This is a genomic window from Parapedobacter sp. (assembly GCF_053550995.1).
In genome coordinates, this window is sequence record NZ_JBMQOC010000057.1 from 42,374 (window position 1) to 69,154 (window position 26,781).

A 26,781-nucleotide genomic window follows, 5' to 3' on the forward strand; every position below is an offset into this window, starting at 1 on the left:
TGTTAGCTAAACTCGTAAATAGAGTAGGAGTACGTAGATGACCGGAAAAAATATTCTGATCGTTGGGCAACAACCATGGGATTCTGAGTTGGGAAGTAACTGCAAGGACATTGCCGTTGAATTCAGTAAGCGGAATACGGTACTTTACGTTAATTCACCATTGGATCGGGCAACGTCTGTTCGAAGGAAATCGGATGCAGATGTAGTTTTCCGGAGGCGCGTAATTGCAGGAAAAGAAAATGGCCTTCGTAAAGAAGGAGATAACTTATGGGTGCTTTATCCGGATTGCATTGTCGAGTCAATTAATTGGCTGGATAATATATGGGCCTTTGATTTATTTAACAAGTTAAACAACAGGCGATTTGCCGCGGCTATTAAAAGAAAACTTAAAGCGGTTGGCTTCGATACCGGATTTGTGCTGTTCAACGATAACGAGATCATGAAATGCTTTTACCTGAAAGAGTACCTAGCGCCTGACTTGACCATTTATTATTCGAGGGATTTTATCGTGGGAGCGCCCTATTGGAATAAACACGGCCCGCGTTTGGAGCCACTTATGATCAAAAAGAGTGATGTGTGTTTTTCTAATTCGAGCTACTTAATGAATTATTGTAAGCAGTATAACCCAAATGTGCATTTTGTGGGGCAGGGCTTTGACACCCAGCTTTTTCGGGTGTCGGAAACCATCGAAATGCCTCGTGAGTTAATCGGATTGCGTCGGCCATTTATTGGTTATGTTGGTGTTCTCCATAGCAGTAGGCTCGACCTAGATGCCATGGTCCGCATTGCGGAGCGTCGCCCCGAATGGACGATGGTACTTGTAGGTCCCGAAGATAATGCGTTTAAGCAGAGTAAATTGCATCGCCTTGCCAATGTCGTGTTCTTGGGTATGAAGCCTATAAATCAATTGCCACAATACATTCAATGCTTTGACGTGTGTATAAACCTACAATTTCTTACACCATTAACGGTCGGAAATTACCCTAGGAAAGTGGATGAGTATTTGGCCTTTGGGAAGCCCGTTGTCGCCTTGTCTACGCATGCGATGCAGTTGTTTGCGGATTATGCGTACTTAGCGCGAACCAACACTGAATATGTTGACCTTATTGAACGCGCATTGAAAGAAGATAACGAAATGGCCCGGCAAAAAAGAATTGCTTTCGTAGCCCATCATACCTGGACGGAATCGGTGGAAATGATGTATTCAATCTTGAAAACAAAGCATCAACTATCATGAGCGAAGTCCTATATACGTTATGGATAATTATCCAATTGGTCATTGGGATTAATTTGGTGGGGCCGGTCTTTTTAGCCATCTTTTGTTGGCTATTACCGAAAAAAAAGAACGAGTTAACCAAGGCCGATGAAGGGGATTATGCGATTATCGTGACCGCGTACGAACAAACGGCGATGCTGCCTGCTGTGGTGTCATCCCTTTTGAAACTTAGGCATAGCCGGTATCTGATTTATGTAGTAGCAGATAATTGTGACGTTTCTGACCTGCATTTCAATGATGAGCGGGTTGTTTTGTTGCGGCCTGAAGAAATCTTGTCGAGTAATACTAAATCGCATTTTTATGCGATTAATCGCTTTAAGAGGAAACATAACCGCCTAACGATCATCGATAGCGATAACTTGGTAGACCCCGAGTACTTGAATAAATTGGATCGTTATTTTGCCCGTGGCTTTGAAGCTATACAGGGTGTACGTATGGCGAAGAATATGGATGGACTCTTTGCAGGGCTAGATGCTGCGCGTGATATCTACTACCATTTCTATGACGGGAAGGTACTATTCCGTATAGGTTCTTCAGCTACTTTAGCAGGTTCTGGAATGGCGTTTACGGTAAAGCTATATAAAGCTTGTTTGGCACATTTGGATATTGTGGGCGCTGGCTTTGATAAAGTTTTGCAGTTTGAGATCGTCAATCGGGGCAAACGCATCGCTTATGCAGATAAAGCGGTGGTTTATGACCAGAAAACCGCCTACGCGGCGCAGTTGGTTAATCAACGGGCGCGCTGGATAAACACATGGTTCAAATACTTTTCTTTGGGATTTGAGTTGATAGGCCGCGGTATATGGCGCCTCAATTGGAACCAGTTGGTGTTTGGGTTGACGTTACTCCGGCCGCCGCTTTTCTTATTTCTATTGGCTTCCGTTGCGTTCACGGTACTCAATCTTTTCATTAATCAGATGCATGCGATAATTGGAGTAATGGCGTTGGGTGTCTTTATCATCGGTTTTTTTATAGCCTTGTTGGCTTCCCATGCCGATCACAGAATTTATCGTGCGTTGGTAGGTATTCCATTATTTATGTTTTATCAATTGATATCACTGATTAACGTACGTAAGGCCAATAAGATTTCGGTAGCTACGCGGCATTATCAGCAAAAGCACATGGAAGATGTGGAATAAAAAAGGCCAATTGATGAAACGAAGGGAAGTGCTGTTAGCATTAGCACTGCTCCTACTAGGAGCGGTCGGTGCCTTCCTCGTTAAATTTTTTAATTGGTCTGGAAACTCGAAAGCAGACTTATCAGAATTGTCTCTATTTAAACGATGTATGGAGGAATTATCGGAAACGATGATTCCGGAAACGGAAACGCCGGGTGCGAAGTCAGCCGGAGTGGCGGCTTCGGTATTCCTGCTGGTAGAGCATTGCCTGAATGGGCGAGACCAGTCGGTATTTTTAAAAGGATTGCAAGACTTGGATAACTATTGCAAAGACAAATTTGGTCTTTCTTTTGTCTCTTGCGGACAAAAGGAAAGATTAAGCACCTTATACGTGTTTGAGTCAAGAGCGACTTTTGGCGGCTGGTTGGTAACAAAAGTTAGGCAACGATTGTTTGGTAAGCCTTTTATCATTTTGGCCAAGGAGCTTTGTGTGCTTTGCTACTGTCGCTCGATGCAGGGTGCGACGTTAGCGCTGGTCTATGATCCGATACCGGGATCATATACCGGTTGCATAAAGCTGGGAGAAAAGCAGCGTTCTTGGGCTTTGACTTGAATAAGAAAGGACAGCGATATTGATGAAAGAAATGGTGGAACTTCGGGATCGGGCCAAGTATACAAAATGGTTTAATACACGGCATTTGACGGGAGATCTGAAGAGGAAATCCATCAAGGGTGGTTTCAATACGATGCTTTCCCAATTTTTGTCTTTCGGGATGAGTATGTTGTCGACATCCATAATGGCAAGGCTTATTGCACCGGAGAGTTTTGGCTTGGTAGCGATGGTAACGGCTTTCACCGGGTTTGTTTTGATTTTCAAGGATCTTGGCCTCACTTCGGCGGTGGTACAACGCACGGTAATTGGCCAAAAGCAAATCAGTACACTATTTTGGCTCAATTTGGGGATTTCATTATTGATTTCACTCATTATCGCTGCGATTGGGCCATTTTTGGTTTCTTTTTACAATGAACCTCGTCTTTTCCACATCACATTAGTATTGGCGGGGACGGTTTTCCTTACGGGCTCTGTATTGCAACACGGTGCTTTGTTAAAAAGACAGATGCGTTTCAAAAGACTATCAGCCATTCATTTGTCAGCCACTGCTATAAGTATTGTCACAGGTATTGTGATGGCATTGCTGAAGTTTGACTACTGGGCGATAATCGGTATTTCCGTAGCATATTCCGTAGCGTATACCCTTATGCTTTGGCTGTTTTGTGATTGGCGCCCCGGTTTTTACTTCCAATTTGAACGTGTGAAAAGTATTATGCGTTTCGGTGTGGGGGTCACCGGTTTTGATATTGTGAATTACTTTTCGAGAAATGCGGATAATATGCTGATTGGGCGACAGTTCGGCTCGGCGGCATTGGGTTTTTACAGTAAGTCTTATCAATTGTTGATGTTGCCCATCACACAGCTTAGGGATCCGTTGAATGCAGTTGCCTTGCCGGCACTCAGCTCATTGAAGAACCAACGCCGGAAGTACCGGGAATTCTATGCGCGATATAATTTTATTTTGGCCTTCTTCTCCATGCCGTTGGTTGCGTTTCTTGTGGTTTTTTCGAAAGAGGTGGTGTTAATCGTTTTGGGGGAAAGATGGCTGGAAGCTTCTCGCATATTCCAAGTGCTGGCCATGACGTCATTGATACAACCTGTTGCGGGAACAAAAGGCGTGGTTATGATTACGATGGGATATACTAACCGATATTTTATTTGGGGAGTTGTTAATGCCGTAGTTACTGTCGCGGCATTTTTTATTGGAATGAACTGGGGGGTCGATGGAATTGTCTTGGCGTATGCGGTTGCTAATTATGGGATATTGGTGCCTTCTCTGTATTATTGTTTCAAGGGAACCCCGGTTTCCGTGTCGCTCTTCTTTCGTGAGATTAGTTTGCCGTTTATTTTATCGGTGATCAGCGGTATCGCTTGTTTCGTTATGAAACAAGTGTTTTCGGACCTTCAACCGGTGGTTTTATTAGCCTTGGGAGCGGTAGTTGGGGGAGCCTGTTATTTGCTTCCGTGGAGTTTTACCGCATACACTCGTAGCAAAATGAAACTGATTATGGAAGTTAGAAAGTTTATAGGGAAATAACGTGTAGAGATGAGTAAAGAGATCAATGTGTTAATAATTGGAGCCAATTTCACCAATAAGGGGGCTGAGGCCATGTTGAAAGTAGTTAAGCAACAGTTGGAGCGGAACTACGAACACGTAACCTGTTACATGGTATGTAGGCAATATGAGCGCGAATTGGCGGTTTCTAATGGATTTGTACCGGTATTTAGTGCTAAGCATCCTTACCGGCGTAAATTCGACGGCTTTTTATATCGCGTAAAGGGTAAACTTCACAAGCTGCTTACGGGAAAAAATCGTCCTTGGTACTTTCCTTTCCCTTTCCCGGAAATTGGAAGGATTATGGACAGGCTGAACGCCGTTATCGACGTCAGTGGATTTGCTTATGCTGATTCTTGGGGAAAACCAATGATTGACGAAACCATTCGGTTGATTTCAATGGCCAGGAGAAAGCAGGTTAAAACTTTTTTTCTACCGCAAGCGTGGGGGCCATTCGAATCTCCGGGAGTGGCCCGATCTGCGCGCGAAATGCTGGAGCGGGCCGATGGATTCTACGCACGGGATACGGTTTCCCAAGCATACCTTGCCAGGCTTCTTGGTAGAGATGTCCAACGTATTCCCTTACTTCCGGATATCGTATTCTCGTTGGCCGATACAAACCGGGCTGACGAATTGCCATTTCCAATGGTTAGTCAGGAGACCAAGCGGCCCCTTCGGATAGGAGTTTCGCCGAATCTTCGTGTTTACGAAAAGGTGGATGGGGAAGGGAGCGAGAATTCGTATATGCGCGTTTTGCTTAGCCTGTGCCGCTATTGTTTGGAAACGCTCGGAGCTGAAGTCATATTGATTCCAAATGAACTTTTTCCGGGTGGCGTAGTTCATACAGACGATCGTGTATTATGTCGGCAGACCTATGAAATGCTTGGTGATCCCGACCGTTGCACACTCCTTGATCACTATGCGTCTGCCGAGACGATTAGAAACCATATCCGACAGGTTGATTTATTGGTCAGTTCACGTTTCCATGCTTTAATATTTGGGTTTTTGGAGCAGAAGCCCGTGATGGCCATTAGCTGGTCACACAAATATCGTGAGCTTTTCGGGCTTTTCGATATGGAGCATTATGTGCTGGAATCCGATGCGATCGATGAGGATTCGGTTATTGCTAAATTTCGACAGCTTATTGATGACCGGGAAGGAGTCGCTGAAACGATTGCGGGCAGGCTCCCCGGCCTCAAGGCACGCATTGACCACATGTTTAAAGGCTTACTTGATTGATATTTGTTATGCAAAGCACCGATAATAAAAAGCTTAACTTCATATTTGTCAGTCTACAACGTATATTCACGGACCGGGAGTCGACCGCAACGAGTATAGCAAAAGAATTGGCAAAACGACATAACGTATTGTATGTGAATTCGCCGATTGATCGCAGGACCTATTGGCTAGGGAGTACTGATAAATTTATAAATGAGCATATTGCCCGAATACGTCAAGGTACTAAAACAGTCGAGAAACTAGGGAATAATCTATGGGTCTTGTATCCGAGAAGAATCATTGAGTCGATAAACTGGATTCCATTCACACCCCTATTCTCACAATTGAACCATATAAATAATGCCCGAATAGCAAAGGAGATTCGGATAGCGGCGGAGCAAATTGGTTTCCAAGAATATATTATCGTTAACGATAAAGATATTTTCAGGAGTTTTTACCTCAAAGAAATAATGAAGCCATCACAATATATCTATCTTGATCGGGACTATATCGTTGGGATGGGGTACTGGAAAAGACATGGTGGTAAATTGGAGCCCGAATTAATGCGGAAATCAGACGTCATCTTGTGTAATTCTTTAGGTTTTCGGAAGCGGGCACTTCAGTTTAATACCCAATCTTATTACATCGGAAATGGTTGTGATATGGAGCGATTCGATTATAGCATACATCACCCCATCCCGAAAGACCTCGAGCCGCTAAAGAACAGGCCGGTGATTGGGTATGTAGGAGCGTTGTTAGAGATGCGGTTGGACATTTCATTATTGGAATTTTTGGGAAAATCCCGCCCTAAGTGGAACTTTATTCTTATCGGCGAACCGGATGATGCGTTTAAACACAGTGTATTGAATCAATTAGCTAATGTTTATTTCTTAGGGAAGAAAGATACCGAGTTGACGCCTGCGTATTTACAGCATTTTGATGTTTGTATTAACCCTCAAAGCATCAACGCTATAACGAACGACAACTATCCACTCAAAATTGATGAGTATTTGGCCATGGGGCGTCCCGTCGTTGCCACAGAAACCAACGTGATGCGGGAGGTGTTTAGCCAAGTGACATATCTGGCAAAGGACCACCGCAATTTTCTGGGAAAAATTGAGGAGGCGTTAGCGAATGGTAATGCTGAAGATGACATAAGTCGGCGAGTGTCCGTGGCTAGATCACACAGTTGGCCTTCTATTACCGACCGAGTGTTGGGGATTATAATGCCGTTCCTCAAAAATAATTGTAATAATAAATAAGTTTATGGGACTCAGACATCGATTGTACTTGAAAAAGGAATGGGTTAAAAACAATTATCTCATACCGGTATGTCGGAAATCAAGGTTTCTGAGCGATCTCTATTACCTATGCTTTTCAAATGAATTTTCTAGGGAACATCAGAAGGTGCTTCAAGGGAAATATATGCATTTGAAAGCGCTGAAGGACCAGCGCCCGAATGCTTTTCATTTGAGGAGGCAGGTACATCGATTGGAAAAGGGGCTGATTATGAAGGAAAAGAGGGGATTATTCGCCCTTGATTATATCCTACATACCGTAAGAAGTTATAAGACCATTGCGGCGGATATGGCGACGGGTGCGATTGGCGCTGACGACGATTTACTGCGTTGGACAGAACAAGTATTGCGAAATTACTTCGCAGTTGTGGCCACGCATCCGACTGTCGACGCTGCACGGACCTTATTCGAATCTAATGGTACAGGTACACTGTGTAGACAGGATAGTTGTGAAACCTTGCAGCGTATTCCTTATTTGAGGGCTGATGTGCGGCCCGCCGAGGTGACCTATGAAGCTTTGTTAAGCCTTGCAATTCAGCGACGTTCGGTTCGTTGGTACCAAGCGCGAGACGTTGATCGCGCACTGATTGAAAAGGCCGTGTCTATTGCCTCACTATCACCTAGTGCTTGTAATCGCCAACCGTTTGAGTTCCGGATTTACGACCAAGAATCGATGAAGAACCAAGTCGGTGGAATTCCGATGGGAATCAGGCCTTTCCATAAACAGATTCCGGTTTTTGTTGTGCTTGTAGGGAAATTAAGTGCGTATCTCAGCGAACGGGACCGGCATGTCATCTACATTGATGGCGGATTGGCTGCCATGTCTTTCATGTTGGCGTTAGAGACTCTAGGGTTGAGTTCCGTCCCAATAAATTGGCCCGATATCGAGGAGTTTGAAAAACAAATGGAAGGGACCATTACGTTGGGTAGCGATGAACGGCCTCTCCTATTAATCGGCGTAGGTTATGCGGATCAGCAGGGTAAGATCCCTTTTTCGCAAAAAAAAGCGCCAGATGTACTGATTAAATATAATGAAGGGCATGATCTCGCTACCGTCGATTAAGCAACGCACCTACGATGCCATTGTTATCGGCTCAGGTATCAGTGGCGGCTGGGCGGCTAAAGAATTGTGCGAGAAAGGGCTCAAGACACTGGTGCTTGAGCGGGGGAGAGACGTTCGACATCCCGTGGATTATCCCACGGCGATGTTGAATCCTTGGGATTTCCGGTTCCGCCTTAAAAATACATTGGACGATGTGCGAAGAAGCCCTATACAGAGCGCGGGGTTTGATGAAAGTACCAAACATTTTTATGTGGATGACCATGAACATCCCTATAGCCAAGTGAAGCCGTTCAACTGGTTCCGCGGTTATCAGGTAGGGGGGAGGTCGTTGATTTGGGGAAGGCAGTGTTACCGATTGAGTGATTTGGATTTTGAAGCCAATAGTCTGGATGGATTTGGAGTAGACTGGCCCATCCGCTATGCTGATTTAAAGCCATGGTACGATTATGTGGAAGCATTTGTAGGGATCAGTGGAAAAGCGGAAGGGTTACCTCAATTGCCGGATGGCCAATTTCTTCCGCCAATGGAATTGAACTGCATAGAAGAATACTTAGCCGGTAGCATCCTCAAAATGGACCGTATATTGACAGTTGCACGTGTAGCCAACCTTACCAAAGGATGGAAAGGAAGAGGTCCGTGCCAATACAGGAACTTGTGTGCTCGGGGTTGTCCCTATGGTGGTTATTTCAGTAGTAACAGTGCAACGATTCCGGCTGCGTTTGCAACGGGGAACCTATCGTTACGGCCATTTTCCGTAGCTAAGGAACTCATTTTCGATGAAGAAAACCAGCGGGTATCGGGCGTCCGCATAGTGGATGCGGTGACACTTGAAGAAGTTGAATTTTATTCCCGCATTGTATTTGTTAATGCATCCACGATCAACACGGCTGCCTTACTTCTCGCTTCGAAATCGAATCGTTTCCCAAATGGATTGGGTAACGATAGTGACCAACTTGGTCGAAACTTAATGGACCATCATTCTTCTGCCGGTGCGGAAGGGGTGTATGATGGGTTTAAAGATCGCTTTTATAAAGGCAGGAGGCCTGGTGGTTTCCTTATACCCAGGTACCGGAACCTGGAAGGTAGCTCATCAGCCGACTTTTTACGGGGATACCAAGTACAGGGAGTAGGTATCCGTGAAGGATGGCAGGAACGAAACGGAGAGCTTGGATTTGGAAAGAACTTTAAGGAACAATTGTTAACCCCTGGAAATTGGCGTGTTTGGATGGGGGGCTGGGGAGAATGTTTGCCCAATCCGGATAATCGTATTACATTGGACGAAAGCCAACGGGATAAATGGGGAATGCCCAGGATTATGGTGGACTTTACATTTGGTGAAAATGAGCTGGCGATGCAGGCCGATATTAGCAGCAGCTGTGCGGAAATGCTGGAATACGCCGGATTTCGAAACGTTAGGGACTTCAACTACGAAAAACCAGGTGGTAGTACGGTGCATGAGATGGGGACAGCCCGTATGGGCCATGATTCTACAACGTCCGTACTTAATAAATATAATCAGTTGCATGAAGTAAAAAATGTATTTATTACCGATGGGAGCTGCATGAGTTCATCTGCTTGCCAAAACCCGTCTTTGACATATATGGCACTAACTGCGAGAGCATGTGCATATGCCGTGGACCAGATTAAGAATAAGGCACTCTAGACAGGGGTTAATAAGTCAATTTTCGGAAGTATTTTTTTGCGATGTTAAGTGCCAATTGTAATTTTCTTCTGTATTCATTAATCGGTTTGAATCCCTTCCACGGAGTTTGATTAAGATAGCTGAAAAATTCCTTTTTCCACCGTTCTTTTGAGTAGCAGGAGCTGAAAATCGGTTTGATGTGTAAGAAATGAAGAAGATACGGGTGTTCATGTTCGGCGGAAGCTGACCAGTTCCATCGCGAATCAAGCATATGCCATTTATTGGCAAAAACCACATTTAATCCATATTGATCTGGGAGTACTACATGTTGTTTATACTTGATAAGTACATCAATCACTTGACTGGATATGGACTGCTCGCGCCATTTTTTAGTATCGATGACCAGTACGCCCGAATTGAAATAAGGTGTATCGCTTGATAAACCTAGTTGTTCATAATTGGGGATTCCTCCCCAACGGCTGGTTACCGTTTTACCAATATCTTGTACGGCACCAACAATGTGCTTGCCAAGGTCGGTGTCCCATAATTCAGCTATGTCCACTCTGACAATAGTATCGACATCGATATATATTAATTTATCCACGCTCTGATTCACAACATATGGTGCAAATATGCGATAATAGATGGTTTCGGGAAAACTTGAACTGTCTGGTGGCAGCACCAATCCGTTTGGAACGATACTTTTCTGATTTATCCAAATTAGAGAAATACGGTTGGGATCAACTGTTTGATTCAGTTTTTGCTTATTTGCTGCCGTTATATTGTCGTCGATGATATAGAAATCGATTGGTTCGCTCCTTTTGTGGTTTGTATCAATCGATTTAAGAAGCGCTGCAATCAATATAGCATAATGGTTGTTGCTTGCTACTATAATGGAAATCGTTTGGTTAGAAATCATAGAAAGTATCTTCTTATTGCAAATAGTTGTCTCAATTGTGTCTAATCTAATGATCGCTATCTCGGATAGTTTTAATAATAGCAATTGACTCTTTCCATCGTACCGAGACCTCAGGTAGGATTTTTGTGAGTAATAATGGCTTAATGCCATTAGAGGTGTCGTTTTATATTGGCATATGGAGAATTAATTTTTCGAAGTTTTGGTGTCGTGCGGTGGTAATGGCCTGATCATCGAAGAAAGGCGTTTGAGTTCCTTTTTGACGCGTGCAATCATTGCTTTTGAAAAGCTGCCATCGCGATGCAATGTCCGCGGGCTTGTCCAAACCCGGGAACGATTGTTCTTTACTTGCCTCACCTCACCATACTGCATGAGGTCAAAACAGATGCGACCATCGTCCCCCCATACCTTGTACATCACGTAGCCCACTTTGAGACCAAATTCTTTGATATAGCCCATGCTGATACCGTAAGCATTTAGATAAGGTCGTTTGAAGTGCCTTACTTCGGTAATAATGTCTTTCATCCGTTCAAGTAGAAAAAGTTTCCAACGAGGATAATTTACTTCTGGAATAAACGAATATCGGCCATACACACATACTACATTCTTCTTGGTAAGGACTGCCATCATTTCATCCAACCAACACGGTGGATAAATACAATCAGCATCAGCTAATAGAATATACTTGCCTTTCGCTTGCTCTTGTCCCAATTGCCGAGCAGGCCCACAGCCCTGGATGGGTTGGAAAAGGCTGATTACGTCTAACCGGTCCAATGTTTGTTGCGTCTTATCCGTTGAATTGTTATTGATGACGATGATTTCAAATGGTATCTGGGTTTCGAGTACAGACAGACTGGAAATACAATTTAGAATGTTTGTTTCCTCATTCCAGGCCGCAATGAGGATGGAAACGACTACTGTAGAACGCTTGTGTAAAGCTAACCGTCGATTAATTTCGCCAAATTTATCTTCCGGAATCTCCGCGAATGATTGGAATTTATTGTTGTGTTGTTGAATCCAGCGTGGTATGGTGAACATCTTTGAATGATTGTTGCGGTACTTCCATTCAAAAGTAATTATTACCATAGTTACTCTACACAGGAAAATGGCTAGAAATGCCAGTTTGTAGTACAAGCACTACACTACGACCATGTTATTCGACTGCGCCGATTGAGGGTGCACTGATGTTGCGGGAAGTATTGTAAAAGTCAAGAGTTGTAAGGTTTGTTTTTCTCCCGCTCCCTTTGGCTTCTGATGAAGTGTTGAGCCGGAATTCTTTTTCGTTGATAATCCCCGCGGCTTCCGACGTATTGAAGTATAGGTTGTTCGTTGCGGTTAACATACCTTCTTCGATAGACATAAAACTTACGAAATTACTTGCAGGATGGGGCGCGGGCAGATTAAAGGCAAGGTTGTTGAATACTTGGCATGATCCGCCAAAGAGTCGGTAGGCATCGACCACGACACCATACCAATCTCGCGATAGATTCAGGTTACCGCATGTGTTATGGAAAATCTGGGCATTCACAAACGTGGTTTTCCCTACAACTATATCATCTGCAAATGATTGCACTTCAAAGGCTGAATATTTTCTTGAGTTCACTACGATATTATTGTAGATTAAGATTGTTTTTGGGGTAGAACCGATACTGACTCCCCACGCGCGGAGTGCGTTGCCTTGGTGGCCATTTATATAATTGTTATAGAAACGACCATTTCCACGTATGCAAAACATGGCATTGTGGTTATCGTTTTCCATATTCACATTTCGGAATTCATTATGGTGGATATTGTAATCGACTGCCATGCCGACGTATACAGCATACTTTGGTGCGGGAGCGTTCGTAAATACAATGTGTGAAATTTCGAGGTTTTTTACAAGCCCCTGAATAGCGGAATCACTGATTCCTCCACTGAAATTGATTAATGCCCCCGTATTGTCAGCTGTTAAGTCTGAAAAAGTAAGGTTGCTGGAGTACGAGTCGGGACTGCCATCGTATACCGTCTCGTTATTATAGGAAATAACGTAATTTCCAATGTTTTTAAATGCAATGTGGGTAACGTCCATATTATTTATCGTGCCATTCAATATCATAGCACGGTAATCATTGTCCCTGAATAAAAATCCTCTTTCAATTTCAGAATTTCCATTTCCGCGGATAGCGACGTGCGAAACATTAGAAATGGACATGTGCGCCCGAAAACCGACGATCTCAACTAGTCCATCATTAATAATCTGAATCGGACATCCTTCCTGACCTTCTAAATTCTTAATCTCGATATTTGTGTAGATTCCCTCTTTGATGGCAATTGCAGTTTGGCAATTGTAATCTTCACGACTACCATCGATGACCAATTTTCCGTTTGCATCGCCGGAAAGTATAACCTTGGAAATGGCTGACGGTTCTTCGTCATCGGTAGTTCCTTGTTCCGTGTCCGGCGGTGTTTCGACGATAATTTCCTCGGCAGCAATAGCATCCTTTTTACACGAAGAAAGCAACACACCTAGTGTAGCACAAATGATGGTGATGACGAGAAATTTGCTTGAGACAAGCAGATTACAGGGGGTGTAACGCACAGATAAAAAATTATTTGTAGTAAAAACGCTACAAATTAAAAGAAATCATTTAACTTTTTAAATTTTAATTTTATTTTTTTTCTTCCCAGTAGCGATTTCGAGCCGTTTCGGTACGAGTAGAAATAGCTTGAATGGTTTTTTGACGACTATTTGTCTTTATGAAATAACTTGTGGTAGGTATCGGGATAAAATTGGATAGCGTATTTCCAAGGTGCCCAAAGGTTGATTTTAAAGAGCTTTTTCAGGTAATGACGAGCGACCACGAAAAATAGTATCCGGGCCAATAATGCGCCATACACAGCTCCCATCACGCCAAATTTGTTAATAAGAAGAATATTCAAAATAATATTAAAGCTACTGGTGAATAGTACCAGTAGAAAATTCAACCTGGTATTCCCGGTAGATTCCAAGATCGTTCCGGTTTGCCTGCCGTAAGGTATGAGGAAGCAGTAGAGTAACGTGACGCGAAGGAGTGGGATTGCATCCAAATACTTTTCGCCCACGATGATATGAATGATGGGTTCGGCAAAAAGATAGAGCATGATCACCGCTGGTGTGAGGATAGCTAATACGGAACCTACTGATTTTTCATATAACACCTTCATAGCGTCCTTTCCCTCTGACTCGAACCGGATGGCCCCTTGAGGAAATACGATGATTGCCATGGCGTTCGTGGGAATATGCGCCATGTTACTGATGCGGTTGGCGATGTTAAAAGAACTAACGGCACCGGGAGAAAGCATGCCGCCAAGCATCATTTGATCCATCACATTGGAAAACGTGGCATGCAGGGAAGTGGCCATGGTGTATTTGCCATAATTCAATAGCTTTTTCGCCCATTTAAAATCGAATTTCCAGTTGAATATCCAGTGCTTCCGCACATAACTCCAAGAAGCGAATGTACCGGCGACGGCAGCGATGATGTTGAATTCTACCAGTTGGATAAGCGTTAACCTATAATTTAGGAAATAGGCGGCGATAATGGCGATGAGGAAAATAAATTGCTTTAGAAAAGTCGACAGAAATAAGCTTTTGAAACTAAGTAGTGCCTGTTCGATGCTATTGAATTGGATTTGTATCCCTACGATAAAGAACGAGATGAGATAAAGCCATAGCATGTCGCGGATTACCGGAGTATTCCAGATGTGCGCCAGGAGCGGCGCAATACCCGCCAATAGAAGAGCAAGCAACGCGGTCATAACCGCGTTAATGATAAAAGACGTAGAGATGACGTTCCCGCGATCGGCCTCCACAGCTACGGAAACGTATTTTATCAATGCATTTTGGATAAGTTCATTACGTGTAATTTCGATAAGCGATGCCGTGGAAAGAAAGAGAATCCATGTACCATAGTCATCCTTCGACGTTAGCCTCACCAAAAAGAAGAAACTTGCGAATCCGACAATAAAATTACAGGCTTGCTGCAATAAACTGATGGTTCCTGAACGTATCCAATAATTTTTTCGCAACACTTGTCTTTTACCTGAAAAAGTTCAATCCATAGCTATATATGAAATTACTTGCGGTTGGCGAAATTATCATTGGAATTAATTTTTGTAGCGATTACTTTTCTGAGTGCGTTGCCGAGTCCTTCGCTATAAGGCGGTTTGAAAATTTGATTATGGTCGCCATCGATGCTATGCACCATCACGCCATTTTTTGCGTAATCACGCCATCCGAGATACAGCATGTCTTTTGCATGAAATCGCTGGGTTTTTGCTCGAAAGACATCAATTTCAATGTCTATTGGTTGCATAATGTACCGTCTTTTCGCTTCTGTATTGATCTTATCGATCTTATTTAAGTATCCGAAGACACCAATCACCTCATCGGCCTTTCCGGTTAGATTCCAGTACGTCCGTTTAGCCAGACGTTTCATATTTTTCCATTTGTAATGGAACGTATCCCGGGGGTCTTTAACCAACATATAGCTCGTGTAAAAAACCTTTATGGACAGCTCACGAGCCCTTTGCAACCATTTTCCAACGCCTGTTGATTGCTGGTTTGGCGGGTCGGCAAAAGTATCCAACACCGCTAGCAAGGCTACCTTTTTACCAGTATCCAACAATTGCTTAGCCATTTCATAAGCAATAATTCCACCCAAGGAATACCCAGCTAATAGGTAAGGCCCTTGAGGGTTATGGTGCAGAATTTCCGATATGTAGTGGGCTGCCATCTCTTGTATAGAATGGAAAGGCTCGTCTACTCCGTTTAATCCACGTGCCTGTAGACCGTAAATTGGCTGATCGGGGTCGAGATACTGGCTCAGGGAATTAAAAAGCATGACATTCAAACCAGCCCCGTGAACGATGTAAAGTGGTGGTATGGAACCTGTACCCTTGATGGCCACCAAACTTTCCCAGTGCACTTGAGGGCTTGCCTGATCGATTAACCTGGCAAGTTTCTCAATTGTGGAATGTTCAAATAAGGTGGTGATGGGAAGCCTTGTTCCTGTTTGTTCTTCCAGCAACAGCATGATTTTGACTGCAATTAGGGAGTGTCCGCCTAATTCGAAAAAATTCCCCGTAATACTAATATCCTGGATTTGTAACAAATCTGACCAAATTTTGGCGAGCATCTTCTCCGTCTCCGTTGAAGGAGGGACATGATGGGCCGGGGAGGTAGCTGACACTGCAAGCTTGGGTAAAGGAAGTTTTGTTTTGTCAATTTTCCCGTTTACGGTAAGTGGGAATTTGTTTAAGACACTAAAAGTATTCGGTATCATGTACTCAGGTAAACGTTCTTGCAATACGTCTTTCCATTTTTTAATCTGATGTTCTGGGGGAGGTAGTATTTTCACCTCATCGTGTCCGGTGGCTAGGGTGGTTTGTTGTGAACCGGCCGTAGTCCGCTGGGGCTTTTCCGGAACGGCATTCCGTCCCAAAGGAATGAAAACCGCTTCGACACAGCCATCAGTGCCATCCGATACCCACCTGACGTGCGTTCTGTATCCAAGCTGCCCGCCTATCGCCCACAAATCCGTCGGATTGAATCCTGTCTGGGGTGCCGATTTCATTCGGTCTTTCAGTTCCTTGATTGGCATTTGGCCGTCGGATTGATTAATCAATTGCAATAAGGAAAAATCGCGACTCAACCTGCTATTGGGTATTTGATTGATAGCGATAATCTGATCCGGACGTTCTTTAAGCTGCTTCATTAGCCATTGCGAGTCGGCACCGGGCTGCCATTGGAGCTCAACGCCAGGATTCGCTACTTCCGGAGTGGCCTCGCTACCCACGTACAACCAAATGTCGTAGTGGCATTTCGTGGCTTCATTTAGGCGGTTGCCACCTCGTATTTGGACGTCTACGCTTTTTATTGCGGGGATGACCGAAGGAAGATTATAAAAGAAATCGGGATCTACGCTCAGTTCCTTTTCGTCTTGTATCCGCAATGTTGCGATATCGATAAACTCGTCAATGGTAGTTTCATTACTCGTTATCGCGAGTTGGTCGAGATAGAAGTGCATGGATATGGCCCCTAGCGTTTGCATATCTCCAATGAAAATGCATCCACCTTCTCTTAATGCTAGCGTGGCGATTTCAATGACGTTCTGTAAATAATGGGCAGTTGGGAAATACTGCGCTACGCCATGTAGGAAAACCAGGTCATAAGCGTTGGGCTCGATCTGGCTAAAGTCATCAGCTGCGGCTACATAGGCTTGTACATGCTCCCATTTGCCGGGGTTTAATGAAATCTTCTCCCGCAACTTCGCGATGGCTACTTCCGAATAGTCCGTTGCAATGTACTGGTCTACTTCGGGTGCTAGCGCGAATAATAAATGTCCACCACCGGTTCCTAACTCAATTATTTTTTTTGCGTTAAGGGCCTTTATACGTTTCAACCCCTCATCGGTCCACTCAGTTCCTAGGTCGGCAGGTTGATCACTGACGTAATATTGGGAGATAATAGCTAGGTCAAGATTTTGTTGTTCTAGCGGTATGTTTTCCTCACTTTTCACACCCAATGTATACAGGTCTTCCCAACGGTCTTTCCAATCCGTGGTGTCTTCCAGATCCTGTAGGATGTAGGCGGCCAGTACCTTGTCTCCTTTATGGTCATCAATAGCGACTACTGCCGCATCTTTGATGCCGTTCTGGTCCACCAGGTTATGCTCGATCTCACCGAGCTCGATTCGGTAGCCCCTTATCTTGACTTGCTCATCTATTCGTTGGACATACTCGACGTTATCATCGGAGAGCACCTTCACCAAATCTCCTGTGCGATACATACGATGGCCGGAAATTTCTATGAACCGATCCGCGGTCAGATCCGGTTGGTTCAAATATCCGCTACTAATCTGGTCTCCACCGATATATAATTCGCCTATTTCTCCAATGGGTACGGGTTCACCATTTTCGTCTACGATACGTTGGATGATTCCGGGTAATGCCTTCCCAATGGGTACACTGGCAGAAATGGGAACTGCATCCGTGGAATAAATATACTCGTGGGTCGATATGGTACACTCGGTTGGGCCATACTTGTTAATGAATCGGGTGTGCTGGCTCCAATTTTTCGCCAGCTTATGGGCACATCGCTCTCCGGCAGATATGATTCTTTTGAGATGGTTATATTTTTTGGCTGGGATTAGTTCAAGAAAAGAAGGTGTTGCGTGAATATGCGTAACCTGTTTATCGTTAATGAACTTGCCAATCAAATCGATGTTCATCAGTATCTCCGGCGAAGGGATAGCAAGTTTTGCCCCCGTGGTCAAGGCTAAGAATACCTGTTCGACAGAAGCGTCGAAACTATAATTGGAAAATTGCAAAATACATTCGTCATTAGTTATCCCTAGCATTCGTGACTGCTTTTGAATATAGTTGGCGAGTGAGCCATGATCAACGATCACACCTTTTGGCTTTCCCGTTGTTCCCGAAGTGTAAATGACATAGGCAATATCTTCTCGTTTGGGCGCGGTGAGTTGAAGACCAACGGGAATGGATTCGTTGATAAGATCGCCCAGGCAATGTATCTGTGCTTTACCTTTAACGAACGCTTCGATTTTATGTCTAATCTCAGGTTGGGTGAGAATTAGATAGGCATCTGAATCTGTTACGATGTATGAGATGCGTTCTGCCGGATAGCTCGTGTCAATGGGCACATAGGCGGCACCTGTTTTCAATACGCCGAGTATGGCGATGATGGTGTCTACTGACCGTTCGATGAACAAGCTAACAAATGAACCGCTACCAACCCCCAGTTGGATAAGATGAAGTGCCAATTGGTCGCTCTTCTTTTGCAACTCTTCGTAAGTGATGGCATCATTTTCGGATAAAACAGCGATTCTCCGGGGGGTGAGCGATGCTTGGGAAGCAATGAGGTCCAATACCGTCACGGTGTCGTCGTACGGGATATCAGGACTCGTGATCATCTCTTGTGCAGAAGCGGGAAACGGCTCGGCTAATTTTGGGGTATTCCCCCGCATTATCATTTCATCGATACGGACATTCGGAGAGGAAGAGATGGTTTGTAATAGCTCATTAAAGGTAGCTGCCATCTCTTTTATCGTGGATGGCTCAAATAAATCTGTATGGTATGACCATTCCAGTACAAACGCGTCATGTATCGCCGTCGCATTGAGCGATAGTTCAAAGTTGGTAAAGGATCGCGGATTTGACGTCAACGAATGCTCGATCCCATCAAATCTGATGTCAGTATTCATCCCGATATCGACGTTGAACACCACAGAAATGAAAGCGGCGTTTGGGTCGTCCCGTTTGATTTTCAGCGATTTCAACAGTGAACCGTAAGAAACGAGTTGATGATCATAATCATTTAAAAGTTGAACCTTGCGTAATTTTAGGTGCTCCGAGAATGAAAGTGTTGGGTCAATCGTACTGCGTATGGGCAGCAGATTGACGCAGTGGCCCACTAAATTGAGGTTTCCCGTAGCCAATTGCCCGGCTGTAGGTAGCCCTATGATGATATCTGTTTGATTTGTGGTGCGATTTAGAAAAACCTCAAACGCAACCAGTAGTGTGTTTACAAAGCTCGTTCCATTGACTGCCCCCAGACGTTTAATGCCTTCTACTATGTCGGGTTCAACCACGATATCATATCGTCTGCTCTGGTATGTTTTATGCGCGTTTCGGGGCCTGTCCGTTGGCAAGTTCAACAAGGGGGGGAGCGGCGTAAGCCGTTCCTTCCAATAGGACATCAACTGACGGAAATCATCACTTTTCTGGTAGGTCGCCAGTTCGTTTACGTATTTTTCTAAGGGAACCGGGACCTGGATGCGTTCGGGCGTACTTCTTTCTGCCTTGGAAGTGTAAAAAGCTGAAAGTTCCTCAATAATTAATCCAAATGACCAACCGTCGCATATAATATGATGAGCCGTAATCCATAGCAAATGATCATGGTCGGCCAGCTTGATCAAGCTGAATCGAATAAGTCTTCCTTTATTTAATTCGAACGGCTTCGTAGCTTCTTGTTGCCCAAAAGTAGTTAGCCATTCTTTCTGATCAGCGGGAGTAAGCGTTGCGATATTTTGATCCTCGACATGGATTGGGGTTTGATGGTGGATCAGGATTTCCTCTCCGCTTTTACTGATGGTGGACCGAAGTGCGTCGTGGCGGGCAACCACAGATTGGATGGCATACACCAGCGCATCGCGGTTCAGGCTCCCTTTAAATCCGATGGACATCGATTCATTATAGGCACAGTTCCCGGCATCACCACCAAGTACACAGGCGAGCCATATCTCAAGCTGGGATTCAGCAATCGGAATAACCTGTTGCAATTCGCCGTCTGCAAAAGGGTCGAAATCAACTGGTGTAAAATCATACATATTTTCCATCTACTTAGCTTTTTTGTATTTGTAAGTATTTTCCGGGATTCCGCTCATCTGCGATAAACCATGCCGGGTTTCCATTCTGATCTTTACCAAGACGCGCATTTGGAATTGGGGGGAGGGGTGTTCCGTTGGTTTCTTTGTGGCTTTTCCTGTATCCGTTACGTTGGGAGGTAGGTATAAAACCTGCTTCAACTAATTCTTTGATGCTTAATTCAAACGCGTGGGCAATATGTTCGATGTCATCGTTGGTATGTGCCGTGGTTAGGAAACACGGGAATCCATCCTGTATGTGGATTCCTCGAAGCCGCATTGTGGCAAACAGCAGTTCGCTGTAGGGATATTCGCAATGGTATTTCACCTTCCATAGCGATCCGAAATGGGCAATGTAAATGGGCGTGTGGTAGCTTTCACATATCGAAGTGAGTTTGTCTACCAGTGCCTTGGTCCGTTTATTGACCGTTTCTTGTAACTGAGGCCCTTGTTCTTTCAGGTATTCCAACGATGCCTTGGTGGTTGCCAAGGCAAGCGGATGCCTAACGAAGGTGCCCGCAAAATAGGTTACCCCTACTTCGGGGGTAGAATCATCACCGTATTGCCAAAATCCGCCGTCCAGTGCGTCCATATAAAATTTGGTGCCGGCAATGATGCCGATGGAAATGCCTGCACCTGCTACTTTGCCATAGGTGGCAATATCGGCCTGAATGTTAAAAAGCCCTTGAGCACCCCTTGGGTGGAAGCGGAACCCAGAAATGACCTCATCAAAGATCAGTGTCGCACCCGATTCGGCGGTAATGGTACGCAACGCTTTAAGAAATTCTACGGGTACGAACTCCGGCCTGCGGCTTTGGATAGGCTCTACCAGCACGGCCGCCAATTCGTGTGCCCGCTCCCGGATGATTTGCAGCGACTCTTCTGTGCCATAATCGAGAATCAGCATGTTTTGAACGGCTTCTGGCAAGATGCCGGGTGCAGCGGGAAATGTTTTCAACTTTTTAGTGCCCCGCGCAATAACTTCGTCCATGATACCGTGGTAGGAATTCGTGAAGGCCACAATGGTGGAGCGTCCGGTAACGGTTCGTGCGATGCGCATGGCACCCAGAACTGCCTCCGATCCTGTATTGCACAATGCAGCTCTGTCAAACCCGGTAAATTCACATATCAGTTGGCACACTTCCCCTGATTTTTCATGTTGCGGGCCTATTTCGTATCCTTCATCGATTTGCTGGATAAGAGCTTGTTTGATTACGTCAGGTTGGTATCCTAGGAAATTGGAGCCAAATCCGTTCAAGACGTCGATATATTCATTGCCATCGATATCCCACAATCGACATCCCTTCGATTTATTGACTACAACCGAATAGACGATTTCTTTGGTTTCGGGCTTGAAGCCCGATACGACGCGTGGGTCTGCCATGTGTTGGCGGTTTTCCTGCGTATAGGTCTTGCTCCGATTGGTTTTCTGTGTATACCTGGCTATGAATGTGTTTAGGTAGGTTCTTTGCCCATCTGTCAAACCCAGCGCTTTTTTTTCAATACGGGCGGTTGCACCGAATGGTTTCTTCAACTCTACGGATTCCTCGGGCGTTAGATCGTTCCACGCATTTTGCGGATTGCTGGGATATCCGGAAGGCTGTATGATAGGTGCTATAGTAGTAGCAGTAATGGCGTCTGTTGGACCCTGTTGGAGGAGGGATACCTGTTGCGACAACAGCGCAATCTGTTGCGAAATGAGGGTAATAGCGTTTAAATCAGCTTTGCTTTGGACTATTTGTTGCTGCATCGGCAACGAAACAAGGTTGGCCATCACAGGGCTACTGGATGCTGATGGGGTAGGCGGTGGGGCTGTTGAATATGCATCGGGCCCCAAAGTGTTATCCAAATACGCGGCGAGCATGTCCAAGGTTGCGTAGGTTTCATTCAGCCCCCGGAAAGTGACGGGGGCACCGAATTCTTTTTTTAAGCTAAGGGCAACCTGGGTGAGTAATAAGGAATCAAGGCCAAGCTCAATGAAATTTGTATGGGTGGCCTGGGGACTGATTTCAATACCGGTAGCCTCTTCAAGCAGTAGCCTTACTTTATCCTGGAGTAGTTCTTTCCTGTTCATAATCACTGTAGCCGTATGTTGATGTTTGATGTGCTGATCTGTTGATATTCCATTGCGGTGGTTATCACTCGGTGTATCCATGGGTTTTGTAGCTGCTTTGGGAAGTAGCCAGTATGTTTTTCGATTAAATGCATAAGTCGGTAACACCGCGAGTTGGCCGTGTGAACGGTAGACGGCAGCCCAATCCGGTTGTATGCCCGATACCCATAGGTTTCCGATGGCTTTATATAATTCTCGATGGGCATCAGCCACTTTTATCCCGCCAATCACATTGCCCATAAAGCGGTTGCCATGTTGCTTTGCTAATGTTGCGGTAACTGCCCCCGGGCCTATTTCGAGGAAAACGGGATTAAGTTCTTTTTCGAGGAAAACCAAGGCATCCGAAAACCTTACCGTAGCCTGTACATGGCGTACCCAGTAATCGGCACTGGTAGCGTCGTCGTCTTTCAACCAAGTGCCGGTTACGGTAGAAACGATGGGTTTGTTGGGAGTATGGAGTGTGATGTCGTTAAAAGTATCCCTGAACTCGTCCAATATAGGGGCCATCATATCCGAGTGAAACGCATGGCTGGTTTCCAAGGGCTTGTTGGCAATTCCCAAGGTGTTGAGATGAGTGGAAAGCTTCCGAATTAAAGGTGTCTCGCCCGCTACAACGCATAATGATGGTGCGTTGATAGCCGCCATGGATACTCCTTCCGGTATTATCTCGGAGATGTAACTTGCTTTGCCCCTAACCGACAACATGCTTCCGGCGGGGAGGCCCGTAATCAGGCGCCCACGAATGGTTACTAATTTGAGCGCATCAGTTAACGAAAAGATACCTGCAAAGTGTGCAGCAACAAATTCACCAATGCTGTGCCCGATGAAAGCCGTAGGTGTTATGCCCCAACTCAACCATAATTTTGCGAGCGCGTATTCGGTAATAAATAGGGCCGGTTGGGTGTATTTGGTGTCTTTAAGCTTTTCTTGTGCATTCGAGTCTGCCGTTTCCACAAAGATGACATTCCGGATATCTTCTCCCAGCACATCGAGGAGTATCGTGCTGCATTCATCTATAGCCTCCTTGTATATGCTTTCACGCTCATAGAGTTCCTTGCCCATATTTGGAAACTGAGCACCTTGCCCTGGAAACATGAATGCGACCGCCCCGCTGTGTGCCCCGACTTTGTGTACTACCAACGGATGTGCTTGCAGGCTGTTTACCAAATCACGGGTGTCGGAAACCACCATCGTACTCCTGTACTCAAAATCTTGTCGCCGAAGATGTAGCGTATACGCGACATCGGGTAACCGGACGTCGGGATTATGGCTAAGGAACTCTGCTAAACGATCAGCGTAGCGCCGTAATGAGGTTTCATTTCTGGCCGATAAATTGATGAGGTGATAATCGGTTGAGTGGTCGACGTCGTTGGGTGGAGTGATTTTGTTGGTACCCGTTTCGTGCCCTTCAAGGATGACGTGCACGTTTGTTCCACCCACTCCAAAAGAACTTACGCCCGCAATTCGTTTTCCGCCACGAGGCGCCCAATCGTTAAGTTGGTCATTTACGATAAACGGACTTATTTCAAAATCAATCTGGGGATTTGGTTTATTATAATGGAGTGAGGGCACTAGTTTTCTGTAGTGGAGCGATAACGCCGTCTTTATCAATCCGGCAACGCCGGCAGCATGTGTAAGATGTCCTAAATTGCTTTTTATCGAACCGATTTTGCAATATTGGGTTTCTTCCTGATGCCCAAAGGCCAACCCTAGTCCCTGAATTTCTATTGGATCTCCCAACGGGGTTGCCGTTCCGTGGGTTTCTACGTAAGTGATGTCTCCGGGGTCTACCTGTGCATCGCGGATAGCCATACGGATGCAACGGGCTTGCCCTTCGGCATTTGGGGCTGTAAAACTACCTTTTACGCTACCATCATTACTAATGCCTACACCTTTTATTACCGCATAAATTACGTCGCCATCTTTTTCGGCTTGTTTTTTATCCTTCAGCACAACTACACCCGCGCCATCGCTAAAAAGCGTGCCTTGGGCTTGCTCATCAAACGGTCGGCAGTGGCCATCTTTGCTTAGCATGGCGCCTTCTTCATATAGATGCCCACTGTTAATCGGACAGGTTATCGAAACACCTCCCGCTAGTGCGATGTCGCATTGGCCCCTACGTATACTTTCAACGGCTTGTGAAACGGCTAGTAAGGAGGTTGAGCAGGCAGACAGCACGGTGACCGCAGGCCCTTTTAGATCCAATGAATAGGCCACTCTGCTTGATAGGTAGTCCTTGTCGTTTGCGGTCAACACCTGCATCCCACCGGCTTTCTCAACCAACTCTGCATTGGCCAATACGTTGTTGGCAAAATAAGTGTTATTGGCACATCCAGCATATACGCCGATGAATCCGTTGAATTTCTGGGGCACGTATCCAGTCTTTTCAAGTGCTTCCCAGGCGATCTCAAGGAAAACACGGTGCTGAGGGTCCATCAGCTCCGCCTGCTTGGCATTGATACCGAAAAAGGAAGCGTCGAAGTCGGTAGCATGATCAATGACCCCCCTCGCTCTGACATAATCAGGTGACAGGCGATCAGTTAATGGGATGGATGCATCCAATTCTTCTTCGTCGAAGAATCGGATGCTTTCTTTTCCGTTTATCAGGATATCCCATAATTCCTCCGTAGTATCCGCACCGGGAAAGCGTCCCGACATACCAATGATAGCGACATCGTTGTCCAGACGGTTTGCCTTTTTCGCGGTCAGCATCTCACCGGAAAGGTAAGCACCATCGTGCCCATCTAAGAAATGGGCCAAGCGCCTAACCGTAGGATATTGATAGAGGTTGATGACCGTCATGTCGATGCCGATTTTTCTTAATTCGATGGTGGTTTTTTGCGCCAATAGCGAATTGCCACCCAGCTCAAAAAAGTTATCGTCCCTACCGATCCGGTCCGTGCTAAGCAGCGATTTCCAGACCGTGGCTATCGTACGCTCAGTTTGATGTTTCACCGCGACATAGGTGCTGCTGGATAGTTGCGCTAGATTGGGAAGCGGTAACGCCTTTTTGTCGACCTTACCATTGCTCGTTAAAGGGATGCGGTCGACTTCAATAAAAAACTGGGGAACCATGTATTCCGGTAACCGGCTGCGTAAGAACGCGTTTATCGCCGATTTGTCCAGCGGTTGCCTGGCTACATAGTAGCCAATGAGCTGAGGATCCTCATTTCCTCTTTTGATTGTTGAAACGACGCCGTGACCCATCTCGGGAATCTGCTGCATAACATGTTCGATCTCCCCTAATTCTATTCGGAATCCTCTTATTTTCACCTGGTTGTCTATTCTGCCAAGGTATTCCAGTACCCCTTCTTCCGTTTGCTTAACCAAGTCCCCTGTCCGGTAAAGCCTACCTCCCGTATTGCTGAAAGGATCCTTAATAAAACGTTCTGCCGTGAGTTGTTCGAGATTGAGGTATCCGCTGGCCAAACCGTCGCCTCCTACAAAGAGTTCCCCTGCGGTATTTGGCGGTAATATTTTTAAGTTTTCGTCTAAAACAAAGGCATGTAATGTAGGTATGGGCTTCCCAATTACACTGGTTGTGTCGTCGAGATGTCTTTTTTTGATTTCTTGGTAAGTCACATGTACAGTTGTTTCGGTGATGCCGTACATATTGATGAGACGACATGCGGAGTACCTTATGAACCAAGGCTTCAGCTTGGCTGGGTTTAAAGCTTCGCCACCGAAGATCACGTACCTTACGTCCAACGGAAAGGACGATGTTGATGAGAACACCTGCTCTTGAAGTACATAAAACGCCGATGGTGTCTGGTTCAATACCGTGACATGCTCATCTGCCAACAATTTCGCGAAAAGACGGGCATCACGTGCCACGTCTTTGGGAACGATGATTAATTTCCCTCCGAATAGTAATGCGCCATACATTTCCCAAACAGAGAAATCAAAGCAGAACGAGTGAAACATTGTCCACACATCATTTTCGTCGAAGTCAAAAAGTGGGGCATCGTTTGCAAACAGCCTCACTACATTCCAATGGGTAATCATAACCCCTTTGGGACGCCCTGTGGAGCCTGATGTATAGATGATATAAGCTAGATTATCGCTTGACAGTCGGGTTGCCGCTTCCGGGAGTGTTTTTTTCTGGTCAAGGTAGGAGCCGGGCGTTGATAAACAGATGGTTGTAACGGCCTGATTGCGGTTCTTACTGATTTGGTCAATAAGCCGCGTGCTTTCACCGGAGGTCAATACGACGCTGGCCTTTGTATCGGCTAACATGTATGCAATCCTATCTTCGGGGTACCCGGGGTCAATAGGCACGTACGCGCCCCCCGCCTTTAGTATCGCCAATATGCCCACGATCATTTCCAAAGACCTTTCTAGGCATATCCCGACAAGTGATTCCTGCTTTACGCCATTTGCGACGAGTAAATGGGCCAGCTGATTAGACATCTCGTCCAACTCTCGGTAGGTTAATGACCTGTCGTTAAAAATCACCGCGACACGAGATTGCGATTTCCGAGCTTGATGGCAAAATAGCCCGATTAGGGTTTTTGGAATCACATTGTTCATTTCACTATTTCATTGGGCTTTCTCGCCACTGACTT

At 45.3% G+C, this 26,781-nt stretch carries 14 protein-coding genes; 8 read left to right on the forward strand and 6 right to left on the reverse strand.

Annotated features, from left to right (window positions below; all coding sequences use genetic code 11):
* Positions 1-37: 37 nt before the first annotated feature.
* The 8 genes from ACO1NT_RS08165 to ACO1NT_RS08200 all read left to right on the forward strand — a co-directional run bounded on the left by ACO1NT_RS08165 (position 38) and on the right by ACO1NT_RS08200 (position 9,804).
* Complete coding sequence (locus ACO1NT_RS08165; RefSeq protein WP_449048065.1) at positions 38-1,237, forward strand: glycosyltransferase; 1,200 nt, start codon at positions 38-40, stop codon at positions 1,235-1,237.
* The gene (locus ACO1NT_RS08170) at positions 1,234-2,415 is read left to right on the forward strand and encodes a glycosyltransferase (protein WP_449048066.1); all 1,182 of its coding nucleotides are present in this window, start codon (positions 1,234-1,236) and stop codon (positions 2,413-2,415) included. The genes ACO1NT_RS08165 and ACO1NT_RS08170 overlap by 4 nt, the downstream gene beginning before the upstream one ends.
* Positions 2,405-3,007, forward strand: coding sequence for a gluconate 2-dehydrogenase subunit 3 family protein (locus ACO1NT_RS08175; RefSeq protein ID WP_449048067.1), 603 nt, complete (start codon positions 2,405-2,407; stop codon positions 3,005-3,007). The genes ACO1NT_RS08170 and ACO1NT_RS08175 overlap by 11 nt, the downstream gene beginning before the upstream one ends.
* A 22-nt stretch (positions 3,008-3,029) precedes the next feature.
* Positions 3,030-4,544: a lipopolysaccharide biosynthesis protein gene (locus tag ACO1NT_RS08180; protein WP_449048069.1), complete on the forward strand. Its 1,515-nt coding sequence runs from the start codon at positions 3,030-3,032 to the stop codon at positions 4,542-4,544.
* A gap of 9 nt (positions 4,545-4,553) precedes the next feature.
* Positions 4,554-5,801: a polysaccharide pyruvyl transferase family protein gene (locus tag ACO1NT_RS08185; protein WP_449048070.1), complete on the forward strand. Its 1,248-nt coding sequence runs from the start codon at positions 4,554-4,556 to the stop codon at positions 5,799-5,801.
* 323 nt (positions 5,802-6,124) lie between these two features.
* Positions 6,125-7,042 carry a glycosyltransferase gene (locus tag ACO1NT_RS08190; protein ID WP_449048073.1) on the forward strand — a complete coding sequence of 306 codons (918 nt, stop codon included), beginning with the start codon at positions 6,125-6,127 and terminating at the stop codon, positions 7,040-7,042.
* 4 nt (positions 7,043-7,046) lie between these two features.
* On the forward strand, positions 7,047-8,141 hold the full coding sequence (locus ACO1NT_RS08195; RefSeq protein ID WP_449048074.1) for a nitroreductase family protein: 1,095 nt from the start codon (positions 7,047-7,049) through the stop codon (positions 8,139-8,141).
* On the forward strand, positions 8,110-9,804 hold the full coding sequence (locus ACO1NT_RS08200; RefSeq protein ID WP_449048075.1) for a GMC oxidoreductase: 1,695 nt from the start codon (positions 8,110-8,112) through the stop codon (positions 9,802-9,804). Before ACO1NT_RS08195 ends, ACO1NT_RS08200 begins: the two co-directional genes overlap by 32 nt.
* 7 nt (positions 9,805-9,811) lie before the next feature.
* On the opposite strand, the gene ACO1NT_RS08205 is transcribed toward ACO1NT_RS08200, so the two are convergent.
* The 6 genes from ACO1NT_RS08205 to ACO1NT_RS08230 all read right to left on the reverse strand — a co-directional run bounded on the left by ACO1NT_RS08205 (position 9,812) and on the right by ACO1NT_RS08230 (position 26,746).
* Positions 9,812-10,702 (reverse strand): glycosyltransferase family 8 protein, encoded by an 891-nt coding sequence (locus ACO1NT_RS08205; RefSeq protein ID WP_449048076.1) that lies wholly within the window; start codon positions 10,700-10,702, stop codon positions 9,812-9,814.
* A 183-nt stretch (positions 10,703-10,885) separates the two neighbouring features.
* On the reverse strand, positions 10,886-11,737 hold the full coding sequence (locus ACO1NT_RS08210; protein WP_449048077.1) for a glycosyltransferase family 2 protein: 852 nt from the start codon (positions 11,735-11,737) through the stop codon (positions 10,886-10,888).
* Between the two features lie 115 nt (positions 11,738-11,852).
* Complete coding sequence (locus ACO1NT_RS08215; RefSeq protein ID WP_449048078.1) at positions 11,853-13,277, reverse strand: hypothetical protein; 1,425 nt, start codon at positions 13,275-13,277, stop codon at positions 11,853-11,855.
* A 146-nt stretch (positions 13,278-13,423) separates the two neighbouring features.
* Positions 13,424-14,746 carry a flippase gene (locus ACO1NT_RS08220; protein WP_449048079.1) on the reverse strand — a complete coding sequence of 441 codons (1,323 nt, stop codon included), beginning with the start codon at positions 14,744-14,746 and terminating at the stop codon, positions 13,424-13,426.
* A 47-nt stretch (positions 14,747-14,793) separates the two neighbouring features.
* On the reverse strand, positions 14,794-20,076 hold the full coding sequence (locus ACO1NT_RS08225; RefSeq protein WP_449048080.1) for an amino acid adenylation domain-containing protein: 5,283 nt from the start codon (positions 20,074-20,076) through the stop codon (positions 14,794-14,796).
* Between the two features lie 4 nt (positions 20,077-20,080).
* The gene (locus ACO1NT_RS08230; RefSeq protein WP_449048081.1) at positions 20,081-26,746 is read right to left on the reverse strand and encodes an amino acid adenylation domain-containing protein; all 6,666 of its coding nucleotides are present in this window, start codon (positions 26,744-26,746) and stop codon (positions 20,081-20,083) included.
* Positions 26,747-26,781 lie beyond the last annotated feature (35 nt).

What these genes read in the sequence shown, in the direction of transcription:
- ACO1NT_RS08165 (WP_449048065.1), top strand. Translation starts at nt 38, where the DNA reads ATGACCGGAAAAAATATTCTGATCGTTGGGCAACAACCATGGGATTCT.
- ACO1NT_RS08170 (WP_449048066.1), top strand. Translation starts at nt 1,234, where the DNA reads ATGAGCGAAGTCCTATATACGTTATGGATAATTATCCAATTGGTCATT.
- ACO1NT_RS08175 (WP_449048067.1), top strand. Translation starts at nt 2,405, where the DNA reads ATGTGGAATAAAAAAGGCCAATTGATGAAACGAAGGGAAGTGCTGTTA.
- ACO1NT_RS08180 (WP_449048069.1), top strand. Translation starts at nt 3,030, where the DNA reads ATGAAAGAAATGGTGGAACTTCGGGATCGGGCCAAGTATACAAAATGG.
- ACO1NT_RS08185 (WP_449048070.1), top strand. Translation starts at nt 4,554, where the DNA reads ATGAGTAAAGAGATCAATGTGTTAATAATTGGAGCCAATTTCACCAAT.
- ACO1NT_RS08195 (WP_449048074.1), top strand. Translation starts at nt 7,047, where the DNA reads ATGGGACTCAGACATCGATTGTACTTGAAAAAGGAATGGGTTAAAAAC.
- ACO1NT_RS08200 (WP_449048075.1), top strand. Translation starts at nt 8,110, where the DNA reads ATGAAGGGCATGATCTCGCTACCGTCGATTAAGCAACGCACCTACGAT.
- ACO1NT_RS08205 (WP_449048076.1), bottom strand. Translation starts at nt 10,702, where the DNA reads ATGATTTCTAACCAAACGATTTCCATTATAGTAGCAAGCAACAACCAT.
- ACO1NT_RS08210 (WP_449048077.1), bottom strand. Translation starts at nt 11,737, where the DNA reads ATGTTCACCATACCACGCTGGATTCAACAACACAACAATAAATTCCAA.
- ACO1NT_RS08225 (WP_449048080.1), bottom strand. Translation starts at nt 20,076, where the DNA reads ATGGAAAATATGTATGATTTTACACCAGTTGATTTCGACCCTTTTGCA.
- ACO1NT_RS08230 (WP_449048081.1), bottom strand. Translation starts at nt 26,746, where the DNA reads ATGAACAATGTGATTCCAAAAACCCTAATCGGGCTATTTTGCCATCAA.